Source organism: Salmonella sp. SA14318, from assembly GCF_029866905.1.
In the GTDB taxonomy this organism is placed as follows: Bacteria; Pseudomonadota; Gammaproteobacteria; order Enterobacterales; family Enterobacteriaceae; genus Salmonella; species Salmonella enterica.
The window spans coordinates 2,077,026-2,095,090 of sequence record NZ_CP123282.1 but is presented as its reverse complement, the minus strand read 5'-3'; the positions used below and the strand labels follow the sequence as shown (position 1 = coordinate 2,095,090).

The window sequence follows — 18,065 nt, the reverse complement described above, 5'->3', positions numbered from 1 at the left end:
GTGCTGCTACTCCAGCCCGAGGCTGTCGCGCAGAATATTCAGGCGTTCGTCATCCCCGTCACGGGCAGCCTGTTGAAGTGATTTCGTTGGCGCATGAATCAGGCGGTTGGTCAGTTTCCATGCCAGATCCTGCAAGATGGCTTGCGCATCACCGCCCTGTTGAAGGGCCGACAGCGCTTTGGTAGTCAGTTCGTCACGAATCTGCTCCGACTGACTACGGTATTCCCGAATGGTCTCGCTGGCCCCCTGGGCGCGTAGCCAGGCCATAAACTCGCTGGCTTCCTGCTCAACAATCGTTTCCGCTTCCACCGCCGCAGCCTGACGCTGCGCCAGATTATGCGAAATGATGCTCTGTAAATCATCGACGCTATAAAGATAAGCGTTCGCCAGTTTGCCGACTTCCGGCTCAACGTCGCGCGGTACGGCGATATCCACCAGCAGCATCGGCTGGTTGCGACGGCTTTTTAATGCGCGCTCCACCATGCCTTTACCGATAATCGGCAGCGGGCTGGCGGTCGAACTGATGATAATATCGGCATCCTGCAAACGGGCGTCGATATCGCTGAGCGAGATAACCTCAGCGCCTACTTCATCCGCCAGGGCTTGCGCGCGCTCGCGGGTTCGGTTGGCGATAATCATCTTTTGTACTTTATGCTCGCGAAGGTGACGCGCCACCAGTTCAATGGTTTCGCCCGCGCCAACTAACAGTACGGTGACCGTCGAGAGCGATTCAAAGATTTGGCGGGCGAGCGTACAGGCGGCAAACGCGACGGAGACGGCGCTGGCGCCGATATCGGTTTCAGTCCGCACTCGCTTGGCGACGGAAAAAGACTTCTGAAACATTCGCTCCAGCGCGCTGGCGTTAAGGTGGCCTTTTTGCGAATCCGCAAACGCTTTTTTCACCTGACCGAGGATTTGCGGTTCGCCCAGCACCAGTGAATCCAGACCGCTGGCGACGCGCATCAGGTGGCTGACGGCGTCATTGTCCTGATGCCAGTACAGACTGTTGCGCAGATCGTCCTCGTTCAGGTTATGGTAATCGCATAACCACCGGATCAGCGCTTCTTGCAGGTTATCCTGCTCTTCCACGCTCAGATACAGCTCTGTACGGTTACAGGTTGACAGCACGACCCCGCCCTGCACCATTGGCTGCGCAAGCAGGCTGTCCAGCGCCTGATCAAGCGTGTCCGGCGAAAACGTTACGCGTTCTCGCAGCGATACAGGTGCCGTTTTATGGTTAATACCGAGCGCTAAAAGGGTCATGTCTGCGGGAATAGTACCAGCGTTGATATGGTTAGTCTGCTTGCATCATACAGGATGCGCGTGGTCAATAAAAGAGAGAGCCCCCTTTTGGAGTAATTGGCAGCGCTCGCTAATTTGATGATTTAAGACAACTTGAAAGTAGACGATGTCACCAGGCGGCGCTAGCATTAAAGGCTATAACTGTAACCGATAGCAAAAATTTGCCGAATCGTGGCGCGAACGTTTTTACAGCCTGCAGGTTCAGTTTTCAGGCCTGATAAGCGTAACGCCATCAGGCAATTATTGCACCGTATCACAAGGATTCGTCATCACTATGACCCTGCCCGATTTTCGCCTGATTCGTCTACTGCCGTTAGCAAGCCTGGTTCTCACCGCCTGTACGCTTCCTGGGCATAAAGGCCCGGGCAAGAGCCCGGATTCCCCTCAGTGGCGCCAGCATCAGCAAGAGGTGCGTCATCTGAATCAATACCAGACGCGCGGCGCCTTTGCTTACATCTCAGATGATCAGAAAGTCTATGCGCGTTTCTTCTGGCAACAGACCGGACAGGATCGCTATCGCCTGCTGCTCACCAATCCGCTGGGCAGCACCGAGCTGGAGCTTAACGCCCAGCCGGGCAACGTCCAGTTGGTGGATAACAAAGGCCAGCGTTATACCGCCGATGACGCCGAAGAGATGATCGGCAAACTCACCGGGATGCCGATTCCGTTAAACAGCCTGCGGCAGTGGATCCTCGGTCTGCCTGGCGATGCCACCGACTACAAACTGGACGACCAGTACCGCCTGAGCGAAGTGAACTACCGCCAGGATGGTAAAAACTGGAAAGTGGTTTACGGTGGCTATGACAGCAAAACGCAGCCTGCCATGCCTGCCAATATGGAGCTTTCAGACGGCAGTCAGCGCATTAAGCTGAAAATGGATAACTGGATTGTGAAATGATGACCCATTGGCCTTCTCCGGCAAAATTAAATCTGTTTTTATATATCACCGGACAGCGAGCAGACGGCTACCACACGCTGCAGACGCTGTTTCAGTTTCTGGATTATGGCGACACACTCCACATCGAACCGCGTCGCGATGGCGAAATCCATTTATTAACGCCGGTAACCGGCGTTGAAAATGAAGACAACCTGATCGTCCGCGCCGCGCGGCTGTTGATGAAAGTCGCCTCGGAGAGTGGACGCCTGCCCGCCGGAAGCGGCGCGGATATCAGCATTGAGAAGCGCCTTCCCATGGGCGGCGGTCTGGGCGGCGGCTCGTCTAACGCCGCGACCGTTCTGGTGGCGCTCAATCATCTTTGGCAATGCGGGCTTTCCATTGATGAACTGGCGACGCTCGGCCTGACGCTCGGCGCCGACGTCCCGGTCTTTGTTCGTGGCCACGCCGCGTTTGCCGAAGGCGTAGGCGAAATATTAACGCCGGTGAATCCGCCGGAAAAATGGTATCTGGTCGCGCACCCTGGCGTAAGCATTCCGACGCCGGTTATCTTTAAAGATCCTCAATTGCCGCGTAATACGCCAAAAAGGTCAATAGATACGTTACTAAAATGTGAATTCAGCAATGATTGCGAGGTTATCGCAAGAAAACGTTTTCGCGAGGTTGATGCGGCGCTTTCCTGGCTGTTAGAATACGCGCCGTCGCGCCTGACTGGGACAGGGGCCTGTGTCTTTGCTGAATTCGATACAGAGTCTTGTGCTCGCCAGGTGCTTGAGCAAGCCCCGGAATGGCTCAATGCTTTTGTGGCGAAGGGTGTCAACCTTTCCCCATTGCATCGAGAGTTACTCTAACGCATTCGGGTTTCAGGAAGATGGCGAAATGACGAGTCGCCGGTCATATATGCCGTATTTGACCGGTGTGAGGCATTGATACCAGCGCACATGAAACGTGAATGAAGACGAGTAAGCCGGGCAAGCTGAGCTTCGGTGACAACGTCACCTTGTTCCAGACGTTGCATCGCGCTCTTTAATACACCGCCTGGATAGGATTTTGCCTGGCCCGCACAGTTTTCGGCAGATTCTTTCCACCAATGGACGCATGCCTGAGGTTCTTCTCGTGCCTGATATGAAGCTTTTTGCTGGTAACGCCACCCCGGAACTAGCACAACGTATTGCCAACCGCCTGTACACTTCTCTCGGCGACGCCGCCGTAGGTCGCTTTAGCGACGGCGAAGTCAGCGTACAAATCAACGAAAATGTACGCGGTGGTGATATTTTCATCATCCAGTCCACTTGTGCCCCAACCAACGACAACCTGATGGAATTGGTCGTTATGGTTGATGCCCTGCGTCGTGCTTCCGCAGGTCGTATCACCGCCGTTATCCCCTACTTTGGCTATGCACGTCAGGACCGTCGCGTACGTTCCGCCCGTGTGCCGATTACCGCAAAAGTTGTCGCTGACTTCCTGTCCAGCGTCGGCGTTGACCGCGTTCTCACCGTAGATCTGCATGCTGAACAGATCCAGGGCTTCTTTGACGTTCCGGTTGATAACGTGTTCGGTAGCCCAATCCTGCTCGAAGATATGCTGCAACTGAATCTGGATAACCCGATCGTGGTTTCCCCGGATATTGGCGGCGTGGTTCGTGCCCGCGCTATCGCTAAGCTGCTGAACGATACCGATATGGCTATCATTGATAAACGTCGTCCGCGCGCGAACGTTTCTCAGGTGATGCACATCATCGGCGACGTCGCTGGCCGTGACTGCGTGCTGGTTGATGATATGATCGATACCGGCGGTACTCTGTGCAAAGCAGCAGAAGCATTGAAAGAACGTGGCGCTAAACGCGTGTTTGCCTACGCGACGCACCCGATCTTCTCAGGCAATGCGGCAAACAACCTGCGCAACTCCGTCATTGATGAAGTCGTTGTCTGCGACACCATTCCGCTGACCGACGAAATCAAAGCGCTGCCGAACGTGCGTACTTTGACCCTGTCAGGTATGCTGGCCGAAGCGATTCGCCGTATCAGCAACGAAGAATCGATTTCCGCCATGTTCGAGCATTGATCGAACCCGGATCTGAAACCCGCTGCGGCGGGTTTTTTTGTCTGTAACACCCTTTTGTATGACTTATGCCTCCTTCACCTGCCATTTAGTTGACAGATGATGCGCTCATGGATGAAACATTATTGTGAACAAATTATTTTCCTCACATGTGATGCCTTTCCGCGCTCTCATCGATGCTTGCTGGAAAGAAAAATATACCGCCTCCCGGTTCACCCGTGATGTGATAGCCGGGATCACCGTCGGGATTATTGCTATCCCGCTGGCGATGGCGCTGGCAATTGGCAGTGGCGTTGCGCCGCAGTATGGCCTCTATACCTCCGCTGTCGCCGGGATCGTGATCGCGCTAACCGGCGGCTCGCGCTTTAGCGTTTCCGGCCCTACCGCCGCGTTTGTGGTGATTTTGTATCCGGTATCGCAACAGTTTGGTCTGGCGGGCCTACTGGTCGCCACGCTGATGTCGGGCTTCTTCCTGATCCTTTTCGGCCTGGCGAGACTGGGGCGATTGATTGAATATATCCCGGTGTCGGTCACGTTGGGTTTTACCTCAGGGATTGGTATTACCATCGGTACCATGCAGATTAAAGATTTTCTTGGTCTGCAGATGGCCCATGTGCCAGAGCACTATTTGCAGAAAGTCGGCGCGCTGTTTATGGCGTTGCCCACCGTCAATATTGGCGATGCCGCCATTGGCGTGGTAACGCTGGGAACGTTGATTTTCTGGCCGCGTCTCGGTATTCGTCTGCCAGGACATCTTCCCGCGCTGCTGGCCGGTTGCGCCGTGATGGGGATCGTTAATCTGCTGGGCGGCAATGTGGCGACTATCGGCTCACAGTTCCATTATGTTCTGGCTGACGGCACTCAGGGCAACGGCATCCCGCAGCTCCTGCCGCAACTGATGCTGCCGTGGAGTCTTCCTGGCTCCGATTTCACGCTAAGCTGGGATTCACTGCGCGCGCTGCTGCCAGCGGCCTTCTCGATGGCAATGCTGGGGGCAATCGAATCATTGCTCTGCGCCGTCGTGCTGGACGGCATGACCGGCACCAAACATAAAGCTAACAGCGAACTTATCGGCCAGGGGCTGGGGAATATGGTCGCGCCGTTCTTTGGCGGCATCACCGCCACCGCCGCGATTGCCCGCTCTGCCGCCAACGTCCGCGCTGGCGCGACCTCTCCCGTCTCAGCGGTAATTCACGCTATCCTGGTTATTCTGGCGCTACTGGTCTTAGCCCCGCTACTCTCCTGGCTGCCGCTTTCCGCGATGGCGGCGCTACTGCTGATGGTGGCATGGAATATGAGTGAAGCCCATAAAGTGGTAGATCTGTTACGCCATGCGCCGAAAGACGACATCATCGTTATGCTGCTGTGCATGTCATTAACGGTTCTGTTTGATATGGTCATCGCCATCAGCGTGGGGATTGTCCTTGCTTCCCTGCTGTTTATGCGCCGTATTGCGCGAATGACTCGACTTGCGCCGGTCAATGTCGATGTGCCTGATGATGTGCTGGTGCTGCGTGTTATCGGTCCGCTCTTTTTCGCCGCGGCGGAAGGGCTGTTTACTGACCTTGAGTCACGTATTAAGGGCAAACGTATCGTCGTTCTGAAATGGGACGCAGTACCAGTGCTGGATGCAGGCGGGCTTGATGCTTTTCAGCGTTTTGTGAAGCGTCTGCCGGAGGGTTGCGAATTGCGTATCAGTAATCTGGAGTTCCAACCGCTGCGCACAATGGCGCGTGCCGGTATCAAACCTATTCCTGGGCGTCTGACCTTCTTCCCGAACAGGACGGAGGCGTTAGCGGATTTACTCAGTTAATGGACAATGCCCGGTGGCGATAACGCTTACCGGGCCTGAACCGGTTAGCTATGACGACGATTGTCGTTACGGCGGCAACGTTTGTCATAGTGACGTACCCACCAATATTTGTCGCTCACCTGCTCATGCCCCCCTACACGAGCCCCCGCCAGCCAAAGAACTGCACCGACAAAAATGCTCAGTATTGCGCCATGCGCAAAAAATTGCGGCAAATTAAACTGCGGCAGTTGGTTTAAAATAGAGTAACCCACGCCGACAACCATCACGACCAGCCCCAACCCCATCAGCACGTTACCGAATAACGAAGCGTTTTTGCGTTTCATATGTCACCTCCGGAACTTTTGGGTTGTTTTTAGGAAATCCCCCTAAACTTTATGTGTAAAGTATAGACAACACTTCCATTTGTAAGTGCGGGTGTGATCACAAATGTAAAGTTTCATTTAACAAAACTTTACAAATAACACTCTGAACAGTTTACATTTTTAATAATCAATGCTGGCAATTATTTAATTTACTTCAGAGTGTCGCTGTGTTTTGTCAAGCGGGCAGACAGACAGTAAACTACGCGCCAGTTATGGATCTACTCAGGACAAAAAACGTGGCAATTAAATTGATTGTTGGTCTGGCGAATCCCGGCGCGGAATATGCCGCGACGCGACACAATGCAGGCGCATGGTACGTCGATTTACTGGCGGAGCGCCTGCGCGCGCCGTTGCGTGAAGAGCCTAAATTCTTTGGTTATACCTCACGCATCACGCTGGAAGGGGAAGATGTTCGCCTGCTGGTACCCACCACGTTCATGAACCTCAGTGGTAAAGCAGTTGGCGCAATGGCCAGTTTTTACCGTATTCAGCCGGACGAAATTCTGGTCGCTCACGACGAGCTGGATCTCCCTCCGGGCGTCGCGAAATTTAAACTTGGCGGCGGCCACGGCGGCCACAATGGTCTGAAAGACATCATCAGCAAGCTGGGCAATAATCCCAACTTTCACCGCTTACGCGTTGGAATTGGTCATCCAGGCGATAAAAATAAAGTTGTTGGTTTCGTGCTGGGTAAACCCCCTGTTTCTGAACAAAAATTAATTGATGAGGCCATTGACGAAGCGGCACGCTGTACGGAATTGTGGTTCAAAGAGGGTCTGGCCAAAGCAACAAGCCGTTTGCATACCTTTAAGGCGCAATAACCAGTGATGTGCGGCATTTTTGCCGCACGCCGTGTATAATAGGCGAAGTTATTTCCATTTCTGCAATCTGTTTTGTATAACAGGTTGATTATTAAGATATTAAGGTGAGTTAAATCATGGGATTCAAATGCGGTATCGTCGGTCTGCCCAACGTCGGGAAATCCACCCTGTTCAACGCGCTGACAAAAGCCGGTATTGAAGCGGCAAACTTTCCGTTCTGCACTATCGAACCGAATACCGGTGTCGTGCCGATGCCCGATCCGCGTCTGGACCAGTTGGCTGAGATTGTTAAACCACAACGCATTCTACCAACCACGATGGAGTTCGTGGATATCGCCGGTCTGGTAAAAGGCGCATCCAAAGGCGAAGGGTTGGGTAACCAGTTCCTGACCAATATCCGTGAAACCGAAGCTATCGGTCACGTGGTTCGCTGCTTTGAGAACGACAATATCATCCACGTGGCGGGTAAAGTAAATCCGGCAGAAGATATTGATGTTATCAATACCGAACTGGCGCTGGCTGACCTCGATACCTGCGAGCGCGCTATCCATCGCGTACAGAAGAAAGCCAAAGGCGGCGATAAAGACGCCAAAGCGGAACTGGCCGCACTGGAAAAATGCCTGCCGCACCTGGCCGAAGCGGGGATGCTGCGTTCGCTGGACCTGACGGACGAAGATAAAGCGGCTATCCGTTATTTAAGCTTCCTGACGCTGAAGCCGACAATGTATATCGCTAACGTCAATGAAGACGGTTTTGAAAATAACCCGTATCTGGACCAGGTTCGCGAAATCGCCGCGAAAGAAGGTTCGGTCGTGGTTCCGGTGTGTGCCGCCGTCGAAGCTGATATTGCTGAGCTGGATGATGACGAGCGTGACGAATTTATGGCTGAACTGGGTCTGGAAGAACCGGGGCTGAACCGCGTTATTCGCGCGGGTTATCGTCTGCTGAACCTCCAGACCTACTTTACCGCCGGGGTGAAAGAAGTTCGCGCATGGACCATTCCGGTTGGCGCAACCGCGCCGCAGGCAGCAGGTAAAATCCATACCGACTTCGAAAAAGGCTTTATCCGCGCCCAAACTATCGCCTTTGACGACTTTATTACCTATAAAGGTGAACAAGGCGCGAAAGAAGCCGGTAAGATGCGAGCGGAAGGCAAAGATTACATCGTTAAAGATGGCGATATAATGAACTTCCTGTTCAACGTCTAAATAACATTTGTTGTCTTATGAGGTTTCATTGAATCTCATGACAGCGGTAAAACCCTATAAAATCCACGCCATTGCGTGGATTTTTCATTTCATAATGTCTCAACTCATCTCGTAACAATGCTGTCAAAATGAGTACAACATTCTTCCATCTTCATTTTAAGTAAGTACAAGAACGGTATAATAAATAAACAAGGCCCCGTTATGCTCACCGATACGCAATGCCGCACTGCCCGGGCCATAGTGTGAATGTTGTTTCGTCTAAGGTTTTGACTCTATACCAGCGAAAAGCTTTTTAGAAAGGTATAGATACCGTATGGCCTGTTTGGGTTAACTCATATCACAGTATCGCACATAGCCTCAGATCTTGTTCAGGCGTTCCCCCTACACTCGCCACCGAGGATCTTAGGCCAACTGCATGAACTACAAAATTATAATCATTTTGCAATTCTGAAACTAAATATAATTTGCGATTGCACTGCCATTAATTTAATACGTATAATGAATGAATAAAAAATCATTAAAATCGTAGACTGTAATACTCCAGAATCGCGTGAAGGAATTCATATTAAAATATTGAGATGATTTTTTAACAAAGAATCAACCCTGTTTGCTCTGTGACTATAGAGAAATACCGAAAGTTTTATTTTAGATCAAATCCAACCGGCTGGACGCACCATCATCAATTTTAGATTGACATTCATTAATAATAGTAGAATAGTGACCATAGAAATTTCGGTAGATATACAGGATGATGCCGTGGATAGTTTTATTTCTAATTTAATCATTTTCTTATTTATTGCCTTTTTGATAACGTTTTTTATATTCACACAAAGAATAAAAGCTAAAGCAATAGATAAAATTGACAATAGTTTGACGCTTTACAGCATTATCTTTAACAAGGGCGTTCAGGACCATGTCACATCTCCTCAGAATATCATATCACATTTAAAAATCGATCGTTTTTACCCGTTGGTCACTTACCTCCCTGCAATCCCACTCTTTTTTCTTATTTTATATTGCCAGGAAGGCTTGTCATTAGCAATATTAACAATTTCCATCATAGCATTACTTTCATTTGCTGCATTGAGTCTTACAATGTCACTTGATATATATGAAAATGCTATTGTTCATAATACTTTGCTAAGGAAAAGAGTCTTTTTATTTAGCCAACTTGACTCTATTGATGAAAAAATAGACTATGACGGTGTTCCAAACACAAAAGAAGAAGCGCTAATGTATCCAAGATATTATGCCATAGTAAAAAATGGGCGAGTCATCTTTTGCATACCGAAAACACTTAGCAATTACTCCAGTTTCAAAAAAAATTTCAATGAATCGTCTATGTTTATAAAAGAAATAATAGGCAACGAATATTAACCAGATAATTAACCCATTATTTATCAGGAAGGTATAAAATGTTTCAGAATTCAGGCGAAGTGATTATGTACTTCGGTTGTTTTTTATTTTCCTTACCATTTATCCTTGTTTTAATTAGAAAAGTACTTTTTTTTGTGGGGCTACCATATAATTTCCTTCATAGCCACAAAGCAGGTGTCTCTTTTGGATTGCTACTTATATATGGACTTATCATCGCATACATAGGGCAGTCGTATAAAGACAGGATCTGCAATGATGTGATGCTTTCTTATTATGAACAAGGTATAAATTATTCTGAGCTAACGCCATCGCAGAGGATAAATATATTATATGCGAGTATTCATATGCCTATAGATTTCAAAAAAGGTAACGACGTCTCTAAGTACTTACCTGCGTTAGAAAAATACACATACCAATCAAAAATATATAAACATAAATCAATAGAAAAGGCCAAAGAAGAGACAAATCAATTTATGAAAACATTTACACAATAATTATACATACTGCATACCAAGCCACAAGTGCGGTAAACACATCGACCTTTGGTGTACATTAACACTAAGAGCCTATCCCACCAGGCGTTATTAGCGCAGCCAGTTTGGACACGGACAGCGCGCAAAAACCGGAGCGTACACGTAGTACGTGAGGTTTGACTCGCTACGCTCGCCCTTCGGGCCGCCGCTAGCGGCGTTCAAAACGCTAACGCGTTTTGGCGAGCACTGCCCAGGTCCAAAATGGCAAGTAAAATAGCCCTAATGGGATAGGCTCTAAGCGTCAATCCCTCTTACACAGTTATAGCAGCGCACCAGGTACAATGCATTGATACTTAAAGACTGGTGTAGAAATTCATAATTGGAAACATCGAAGATTCAGAGTTTTCGTCAGAGATCGGGCCAGAGTCAATCTGGCCGGGATCTCAAAAATGCATGGAGCTAAAACGAGTCTATTTACAGTAAGTTCTTTTCTTAATTACCAGTCGACATTCACTGTATGGTTATAAAAAGGATGCTGATCCTTTAGCGGCGTCTCATAACTTGGGATCGCATCATAATCATCTTTTCCCCGAACGGAATACCTTCCCGCTTCGATATCAAAACGATGTTTGAGCCATCCCGCAACATGACTTGCGAAAGCCTCTTTTCTTCTTAATGGCCAATCGACAGAAGCCAAATTAACATCTAATAAGTACCGCCCTTCTTTATTAACCTTGATCATTCCAGCCTGCAGTAACGCCCGTACCACCTGGGATTGGTTATCATGAATCCAGACCCAGGCATTTCCAAATTCCATTGCATAGCTATCATTTAAAAAATCTTTTTTTGAAAATAATTCACTTACATAATCATTGATAGAGTCAGCATAATTTTTTACTTTAGATGCAGATAAATCAAAAAAAGATTCAAATTCGAAAGTATTGTCATTAATACAGGACAGTAACGCGCCCGGTTCCGAGAGCTGGGTCCATGATTGTAAACTCTCTACAGCTATAATGAATTTGAAAGTATTTCTTCCAATGTCACCCCGGTCAATTAAAGTTAAAATATCGTGAGCTACGGTAGAGATATCTTCTGCAAACGGGACTATTATTCCCGCACCATTTATTTCGCTTGATTTAAAATCAAACCCTGGGGTGCTTTCAATGTTTTCCGGAATACCATACTCTTCAATATGATTAAGGAAATTTTTAATATCGCCACGATATGGCCATCGCCATTCGCGTTCATGTGTCCAGTCAATCTTACCTGGAACATAAGTAACATATCTATATTGTTCAATCAAAGGAAGAGCCGTTTCATCAAGAATACGTTCCCCGTTTCTGCCTTGCGAGCATCGAGCATTGTTATGCTCATCCAACCCATATATGACTGGCCTTGCCCCATAATTAAACATTTGCTCTTTAGGTAAAACGATTGCATATAAACCGATTTTTTCATTTCGTTCTAATCGGCGAACACCAGTTTCTAAATAAGCTGCAATCGGCATATCTGTAAAGCATACCACCGGGGAGTCACCATATACGGTTCGTTGCCCATTTCGGTATGACCAGGACGAGAAAATTTTATGACTGCGTAAAGATAATCGAAGTAAATATTTAGCATCAATGAAACATGCGTGGTGCTGATTATTAAAACCACAGTGTTCAGGCAAATAAATATGGCTACCGGTCTCTAAATCAACGTCCCGAAAAAAATGAATCAAATAATCGGATAAGTCAAATCTGATGTTATTTTTCATGGGACGCCCTCTTTCAAATGGTCTCTTTTTTGCATTCCTTTAAAACCAGCACCATCATTTTATATAAAAATCATCACGAAGTATGCTTCTTTTAACGATGACATCAAACCCTCCCTCCTTTTGTGTCAACTTACGTATCCCTGAAATGGCGAGACCAGGCTAAATCTACCCGAGGTTGCTCACTGAAAACCTCATCCTGGAACAAGCTCAACCGCCCTTCCCCGCCACGGCTCTTTCGCCGGAAAAACCGATAATGGGTATAAATATACCGCTATAAGCTATACCCACACACTTCACATTGTTTCTTATCGTTAATCCGATACGCTTTTTTCACATTATTTCTGGCGATATACGCCGGTGCAAAGTGAATCGGGCTCGTTTCCGCGCTCGCGCGTAACCCAATGATTTGCCTTGCTGGCGGAACGTCAACGGACCCGCAAAAGCGCCTTATGCCCCTGGCGGAGCGTGGTGCAAAAAGGAGAAAAAATACGCGTTATGAATAACGAGGAGACCTTTTATCAAGCCATGCGTCGTAAGGGAGTGACCCGACGCAGCTTTCTCAAATTCTGTAGCCTTGCTGCCACATCGCTGGGGCTGGGCGCCGGAATGACGCCAAAGATAGCCTGGGCGCTGGAGAATAAACCGCGGATTCCGGTGGTCTGGATTCATGGACTGGAATGCACCTGCTGTACCGAATCCTTTATCCGTTCCTCGCACCCGCTAGCCAAAGATGTGATCCTCTCGCTGATTTCCCTCGATTATGACGACACCCTGATGGCCGCCGCCGGCGCACAGGCCGAAGAAGTCTTTGACGATATTACCACTCGCTACGCCGGGAAATACATTCTGGCGGTGGAAGGCAATCCGCCGCTAGGAGAGCAAGGAATGTTCTGTATCAGCGGCGGCCGCCCGTTTATTGAAAAACTGAAGAAAGCCGCCGCGGGCGCCAGCGCTATTATTGCCTGGGGAAACTGCGCTTCCTGGGGTTGCGTCCAGGCCGCCCGCCCCAATCCAACCCAGGCAACGCCTATCGATAAAGTGATCACCGACAAGCCGATCGTGAAAGTCCCTGGATGTCCGCCAATCCCGGATGTCATGAGCGCCATTATCACCTATATGGTGACGTTTGATCGTCTGCCGGAACTCGATCGCATGGGCCGTCCACTGATGTTCTACGGTCAGCGTATCCACGATAAATGCTACCGCCGCGCCCATTTTGACGCCGGTGAATTTGTCGAGAGCTGGGATGATGACGCCGCCCGCAAGGGATACTGTCTGTACAAGATGGGCTGTAAAGGGCCAACCACCTATAACGCCTGCTCCTCCACACGCTGGAATGACGGCGTCTCCTTTCCTATCCAGTCCGGTCACGGATGTCTGGGATGTTCAGAAAATGGTTTCTGGGATCGCGGCTCGTTTTATAGCCGCGTGGTGGATATTCCCCAGATGGGTACCCATTCAACCGCCGATACGGTGGGGCTGACCGCGCTGGGCGTGGTCGCGGCGGGCGTTGGCGGTCACGCTATCGCCAGCGCACTCAACCAACGTAAACGCCACAAACAACAGTTAGCGCAAGCCGAACAACAGCCGGACAATGAGGATAAACAGGCATGAGTAACCAGTATCAAACCCAGGGTTATACCGTTAACGACGCCGGCCGTCGTCTGATCGTGGACCCGATTACCCGCATCGAAGGGCATATGCGCTGCGAAGTGAACATTGATGAGCAAAACGTCATTACCAATGCCGTTTCCTGCGGCACAATGTTCCGCGGGCTGGAGATCATTCTGCAAGGCCGTGACCCGCGTGACGCCTGGGCGTTTGTTGAACGTATTTGTGGTGTATGTACCGGGGTACATGCTCTGGCATCGGTGTACGCTATCGAAGATGCGATTGGTATCCAGGTGCCGGATAACGCCAATATTATACGTAACATCATGCTGGCTACGTTGTGGTGTCACGATCATCTGGTCCATTTTTATCAGTTAGCCGGTATGGACTGGATTGATGTTCTGAATGCGCTGAAAGCCGATCCGCGCGCCACCTCGCAGTTGGCGCAAAGCCTTTCCGCCTGGCCGATGTCATCGCCGGGCTACTTCTTTGACGTACAAAATCGATTGAAGAAATTTGTCGATGGCGGCCAGCTTGGGATATTCCGTAACGGCTATTGGGGACATCCACAGTACAAACTGTCGCCAGAGGCTAATCTGATGGGTTTTGCCCACTATCTTGAAGCCCTCGACTTCCAGCGCGAGATCGTCAAAATCCATACCATATTTGGCGGTAAGAACCCCCATCCTAACTGGATCGTCGGCGGGATGCCGTGCGCGATCAATCTCGATCAAAGCGGCGCGGTCGGGGCTATCAATATGGAGCGCCTCAACCTGGTGCAGTCGATCATCACCCGCACCGCCGACTTCATTAACAACGTGATGGTTCCGGACGCGCTGGCTATCGGCCAGTTCAATAAAGCATGGAGTCAAATTGGCACCGGTCTGTCGGATAAATGCGTGCTGAGTTACGGCGCATTTCCGGACATTGCCAACGACTTCAGCCAGCAAAGCCTGTTAATGCCGGGCGGCGCGGTGGTCAATGGCGATTTTAAAAATGTCATGCCGGTAGATTTGGCCGATCCGCAGCAGATACAGGAGTTTGTGGATCACGCCTGGTACCGCTATCCGGACGATCGGCTGGGTCGTCATCCTTTTGACGGCATTACCGATCCCTGGTACAACCCGGGTGATGTCAAAGGCAGCGATACGCATATCCAGCAGCTCAACGAGCAGGAACGTTACTCCTGGATTAAAGCGCCGCGCTGGCGGGGTCATGCCATGGAAGTCGGCCCGCTTGCCCGAACGCTTATCGCGTACCACAAAGGGGACGCCGCCACCATAGAGTCGGTAGATCGCATGATGTCCGCCCTTAAACTGCCGCTCTCCGGTATCCAGTCTACGCTTGGCCGTATTTTATGCCGCGCGCACGAAGCGCAATGGGCCGTCGGTAAGCTGCAGTATTTTTTCGACAGGCTTATGACCAACCTGAAAAACGGCGACCTGGCCACCGCCAATACCGAGAAATGGGAACCGGCCAGTTGGCCGCAGCACTGCCGCGGCATCGGTTTTACCGAAGCGCCTCGCGGAGCGTTGGGACACTGGGCGTCAATACGCGATCAGAAGATTGAACTCTATCAGTGCGTGGTTCCCACCACCTGGAACGCCAGCCCGCGCGATCCTAAAAAACAGATCGGCGCCTATGAAGCGGCATTGATGGGAACGCAAATGGCGATTCCCGACCAACCGTTAGAAATCCTGAGGACGCTGCACAGCTTCGACCCCTGCCTCGCCTGTTCAACCCACGTGCTCGGCGACGACGGCAGCGAACTGATTGCCGTCCAGGTACGCTAAGCGTTAAGGAAAAGAACGATGACTGGAAAGCTATCTCCACGCGTCGGGGAGGCGCGTGATACTGCCGTCAGCCACTATGTGTTTGAAGCGCCGGTACGCCTGTGGCACTGGCTAACGGTGGCCTGCATGTTGGTACTGATGGTAACAGGCTACTTCATTGGCCGGCCCTTGCCGTCGGTGAGTGGCGAGGCGACCTATCTGTTTTACATGGGCTATATCCGGCTGATCCACTTTGCCGCCGCGATGATCTTTACCGTGTTACTGCTGGGGCGGATTTATTGGGCCTGTGTCGGCAACCGCTATTCGCGAGAGCTGTTTATCGTCCCGGTCTGGCGTCGCAGTTGGTGGCAAGGCGCTTTCACCGTGGTCCGCTGGTATCTTTTTCTGGAGAAAAAACCGGGGAGCGACATCGGACATAACCCTGTCGCGCAGGCCGCGATGTTCGGCTATTTCCTGTTGTCGGTATTTATGATCCTCACCGGTTTCGCTCTGTTTGGCGAGCATAGCCAGTACGCCATCTTTGCGCCGTTCCGCTATGTGGTTGAATTTTTCTACTGGACCGGCGGCAACTCCATCGATATTCACAGCTGGCACCGACTGGGCATGTGGCTGATCGCCGCCTTCATCGTCGGGCACGTTTACCTCGCTATCCGGGAAGACATTATGTCCGACGATACGGTGATCTCCACCATGATCAATGGCTATCGCAGCCATAAATTCCCCAAACCGCACGACAAGGAGCCCTCATGAATGCGCAACGCATAGTGGTGATGGGGTTAGGAAACCTGCTGTGGGCCGATGAAGGATTCGGTATCCGGGTCGCGGAGCGTTTGTATGCCCGATATCACTGGCCTGAAGAGGTGGAAATTGTGGACGGCGGTACGCAAGGGCTAAACCTGTTAGGTTATGTTGAGCAAGCCAGCCATCTCCTGCTCCTTGACGCGATCGATTACGGCCTGGCGCCGGGCAGCCTGCGAACCTATGCCGGCGAGAAAATCCCCGCGTATCTCAGCGCCAAAAAAATGAGCCTGCATCAAAACAGTTTTTCCGAAGTTCTGGCGCTGGCCGACATCCGCGGGCATCTGCCCTGTCACATAGCGCTGGTCGGTCTGCAACCGGCGCACCTGGACGACTATGGCGGTAGCCTGAGCGAAATAGCTCGCGACCAGCTACCGGCGGCGGAACAGGCCGCCCTGGCGCAACTGGCCGCCTGGGGGATCGTACCGCAGGCAAACGAGGTCGCACGCTGCCTGAACTATAAATGCCTGTCGATGGAAAATTATGAGGGAGTGCGCATACGTCAGTATCAGACACGTCTGGAGGGCAAAAGAAGTGGCGAATGACACCCCGTTCTCTGCGCTATGGCAACGCCTGTTAACCCGTGGATGGCAACCGGTAGAGGCTTCCACGGTAGACGACTGGATCAAACGGGTTGGAGATGGCGTCATCCTGTTAAGTAGCGATCCGCGGCGTACGCCGGAAGTCAGCGATAACCCGGTGATGATTGCCGAACTCTTGCGTGAGTTCCCGCAGTTTGACTGGCAGGTGGCGGTGGCCGACCTTGAACAAAGCGAAGCTATCGGCGATCGCTTTAATGTTCGTCGGTTTCCGGCGACGTTAGTTTTTACAGACGGCGAGCTACGCGGCGCGCTCAGCGGCATTCATCCCTGGGCTGAACTGCTCACGCTGATGCGTTCGATGGTTGACACTCCCGCAGCGCAGGAGACAGTACAATGAGCAACGCCTTTTTTCATCTGCTGGGGCCAGGTACGCAGCCTGATGACGCCAGTTTCTCGATGAATCCCTTACCGCTCACCTGTCAGGTCAATGGCGACCCAAGTATGGCGGCGCTGGAGCGCTGCGCTCACAGCCCGGCGGTGATGGCATTGTTGACCGATCTGCGAGGTCAGCTTGCCCGGCGCATCCCGGAAGTCGGCGACGTGCTGGGATGGGAGTTATCTCCCCTGAATGCCGATGATCTCTCATTCCTCAATACGCTATTGGGCGAAGGCGAAGTCTCGGTACGCATTCAGCATCCGGACGGGAGTGAAAGCGAGATCCAGGAGACCATCTTCTGCGGCCTGTGGCGGGTACGCCATCTGCATAACCGACGTCTGCTGACGGATCGTCTGGAAGCGGGTAGCGCGCCCCTGACATTATGGCAAGCGGCGACTGCCGATACGCTGCCTGACGACTCTCTGCTGCCTCCGCCTGTCGCTGGCCTGATGAATGGACTGCCGCTGGCCCATGAGTTATTGGCGCACGTACGCGATCCGGCGTTGCAACCTCACAGCATCAATTTGACCCAACTGCCGCTCAGCGAGGCCGATCGTCTTTTTCTGGCGCGTTTATGCGGACACGGGAATATTCAGATTCGCATCTCCGGGTATGGCGAAAGCCAAATCAACGCCACAGCATTGCGCCATCTCTGGCATGTGCGCTGTCTGGACGCCCTTAAAGGGCCGTTGCTCGATAGCTATGAGATTTGTCCTTTGCCGGAGCTGGTACTGGCGGCCCCGGAAGATCTGGCCGATTCGCGCCAGCGCCTGGATGAAGTCTGCCGATGGCTGGAGACGCGCTAGCGCTC

Annotated in this window: 17 protein-coding genes; 14 read left to right on the top strand and 3 right to left on the bottom strand. The window is 51.2% G+C overall.

Annotation, left to right across the window (positions count from 1 at the left end):
* Positions 1–6 precede the first annotated feature (6 nt).
* Positions 7–1,263 carry a glutamyl-tRNA reductase gene (gene hemA / locus QEN32_RS09995; protein WP_000173208.1) on the bottom strand — a complete coding sequence of 419 codons (1,257 nt, stop codon included), beginning with the start codon at positions 1,261–1,263 and terminating at the stop codon, positions 7–9.
* A gap of 313 nt (positions 1,264–1,576) precedes the next feature.
* Here hemA and lolB point away from each other — a divergent pair, with 313 nt between their 5' ends.
* From lolB to dauA, 4 genes are all read left to right on the top strand, one after another.
* Positions 1,577–2,200 (top strand): lipoprotein insertase outer membrane protein LolB, encoded by a 624-nt coding sequence (gene lolB / locus QEN32_RS09990; RefSeq protein ID WP_000174484.1) that lies wholly within the window; start codon positions 1,577–1,579, stop codon positions 2,198–2,200.
* Positions 2,197–3,048, top strand: coding sequence for a 4-(cytidine 5'-diphospho)-2-C-methyl-D-erythritol kinase (gene ispE / locus QEN32_RS09985; RefSeq protein ID WP_000988260.1), 852 nt, complete (start codon positions 2,197–2,199; stop codon positions 3,046–3,048). Before lolB ends, ispE begins: the two co-directional genes overlap by 4 nt.
* Before the next feature lie 265 nt (positions 3,049–3,313).
* Entirely contained in the window at positions 3,314–4,261 is a 948-nt protein-coding gene (gene prs / locus QEN32_RS09980; protein ID WP_001518537.1) for a ribose-phosphate diphosphokinase, read from the top strand.
* A gap of 124 nt (positions 4,262–4,385) precedes the next feature.
* Positions 4,386–6,071, top strand: coding sequence for a C4-dicarboxylic acid transporter DauA (gene dauA, locus QEN32_RS09975; RefSeq protein WP_001037186.1), 1,686 nt, complete (start codon positions 4,386–4,388; stop codon positions 6,069–6,071).
* Positions 6,072–6,115: 44 nt separating this feature from the next.
* Here dauA and ychH read toward each other — a convergent pair whose 3' ends face one another.
* Complete coding sequence (ychH, locus tag QEN32_RS09970; protein ID WP_000823878.1) at positions 6,116–6,394, bottom strand: stress-induced protein YchH; 279 nt, start codon at positions 6,392–6,394, stop codon at positions 6,116–6,118.
* A 275-nt stretch (positions 6,395–6,669) separates the two neighbouring features.
* On the opposite strand from ychH, the gene pth reads away from it, so the two are divergent.
* The 4 genes from pth to QEN32_RS09950 all read left to right on the top strand — a co-directional run bounded on the left by pth (position 6,670) and on the right by QEN32_RS09950 (position 10,333).
* A complete protein-coding gene (pth, locus tag QEN32_RS09965) occupies positions 6,670–7,254 on the top strand; it encodes an aminoacyl-tRNA hydrolase (RefSeq protein WP_000985595.1) in 585 nt (194 codons plus the stop codon).
* Between the two features lie 116 nt (positions 7,255–7,370).
* Positions 7,371–8,462, top strand: coding sequence for a redox-regulated ATPase YchF (gene ychF, locus QEN32_RS09960; protein ID WP_000505850.1), 1,092 nt, complete (start codon positions 7,371–7,373; stop codon positions 8,460–8,462).
* A gap of 756 nt (positions 8,463–9,218) precedes the next feature.
* Positions 9,219–9,839 carry a hypothetical protein gene (locus tag QEN32_RS09955; RefSeq protein ID WP_176452585.1) on the top strand — a complete coding sequence of 207 codons (621 nt, stop codon included), beginning with the start codon at positions 9,219–9,221 and terminating at the stop codon, positions 9,837–9,839.
* 38 nt (positions 9,840–9,877) lie between these two features.
* The gene (locus QEN32_RS09950; protein ID WP_000487335.1) at positions 9,878–10,333 is read left to right on the top strand and encodes a hypothetical protein; all 456 of its coding nucleotides are present in this window, start codon (positions 9,878–9,880) and stop codon (positions 10,331–10,333) included.
* 475 nt (positions 10,334–10,808) lie between these two features.
* On the opposite strand, the gene QEN32_RS09945 is transcribed toward QEN32_RS09950, so the two are convergent.
* Positions 10,809–12,074: a DUF4427 domain-containing protein gene (locus QEN32_RS09945; RefSeq protein WP_265322390.1), complete on the bottom strand. Its 1,266-nt coding sequence runs from the start codon at positions 12,072–12,074 to the stop codon at positions 10,809–10,811.
* Positions 12,075–12,569: 495 nt separating this feature from the next.
* On the opposite strand from QEN32_RS09945, the gene hyaA reads away from it, so the two are divergent.
* The 6 genes from hyaA to QEN32_RS09915 are packed head-to-tail and all read left to right on the top strand — an operon-like array spanning position 12,570 to position 18,060.
* On the top strand, positions 12,570–13,688 hold the full coding sequence (hyaA, locus tag QEN32_RS09940) for a hydrogenase 1 small subunit (protein WP_001058311.1): 1,119 nt from the start codon (positions 12,570–12,572) through the stop codon (positions 13,686–13,688).
* Complete coding sequence (gene hyaB, locus QEN32_RS09935) at positions 13,685–15,478, top strand: Ni/Fe-hydrogenase large subunit (protein WP_000070982.1); 1,794 nt, start codon at positions 13,685–13,687, stop codon at positions 15,476–15,478. The genes hyaA and hyaB overlap by 4 nt, the downstream gene beginning before the upstream one ends.
* An 18-nt stretch (positions 15,479–15,496) precedes the next feature.
* Positions 15,497–16,228 (top strand): Ni/Fe-hydrogenase b-type cytochrome subunit, encoded by a 732-nt coding sequence (gene hyaC / locus QEN32_RS09930; RefSeq protein ID WP_000147036.1) that lies wholly within the window; start codon positions 15,497–15,499, stop codon positions 16,226–16,228.
* Positions 16,225–16,821: a hydrogenase 1 maturation protease gene (gene hyaD, locus QEN32_RS09925; RefSeq protein WP_197905840.1), complete on the top strand. Its 597-nt coding sequence runs from the start codon at positions 16,225–16,227 to the stop codon at positions 16,819–16,821. Before hyaC ends, hyaD begins: the two co-directional genes overlap by 4 nt.
* The gene (gene hyaE / locus QEN32_RS09920) at positions 16,811–17,215 is read left to right on the top strand and encodes a hydrogenase-1 operon protein HyaE (RefSeq protein ID WP_001262580.1); all 405 of its coding nucleotides are present in this window, start codon (positions 16,811–16,813) and stop codon (positions 17,213–17,215) included. Before hyaD ends, hyaE begins: the two co-directional genes overlap by 11 nt.
* Complete coding sequence (locus QEN32_RS09915; protein WP_000063377.1) at positions 17,212–18,060, top strand: hydrogenase expression/formation protein; 849 nt, start codon at positions 17,212–17,214, stop codon at positions 18,058–18,060. Before hyaE ends, QEN32_RS09915 begins: the two co-directional genes overlap by 4 nt.
* Positions 18,061–18,065 lie beyond the last annotated feature (5 nt).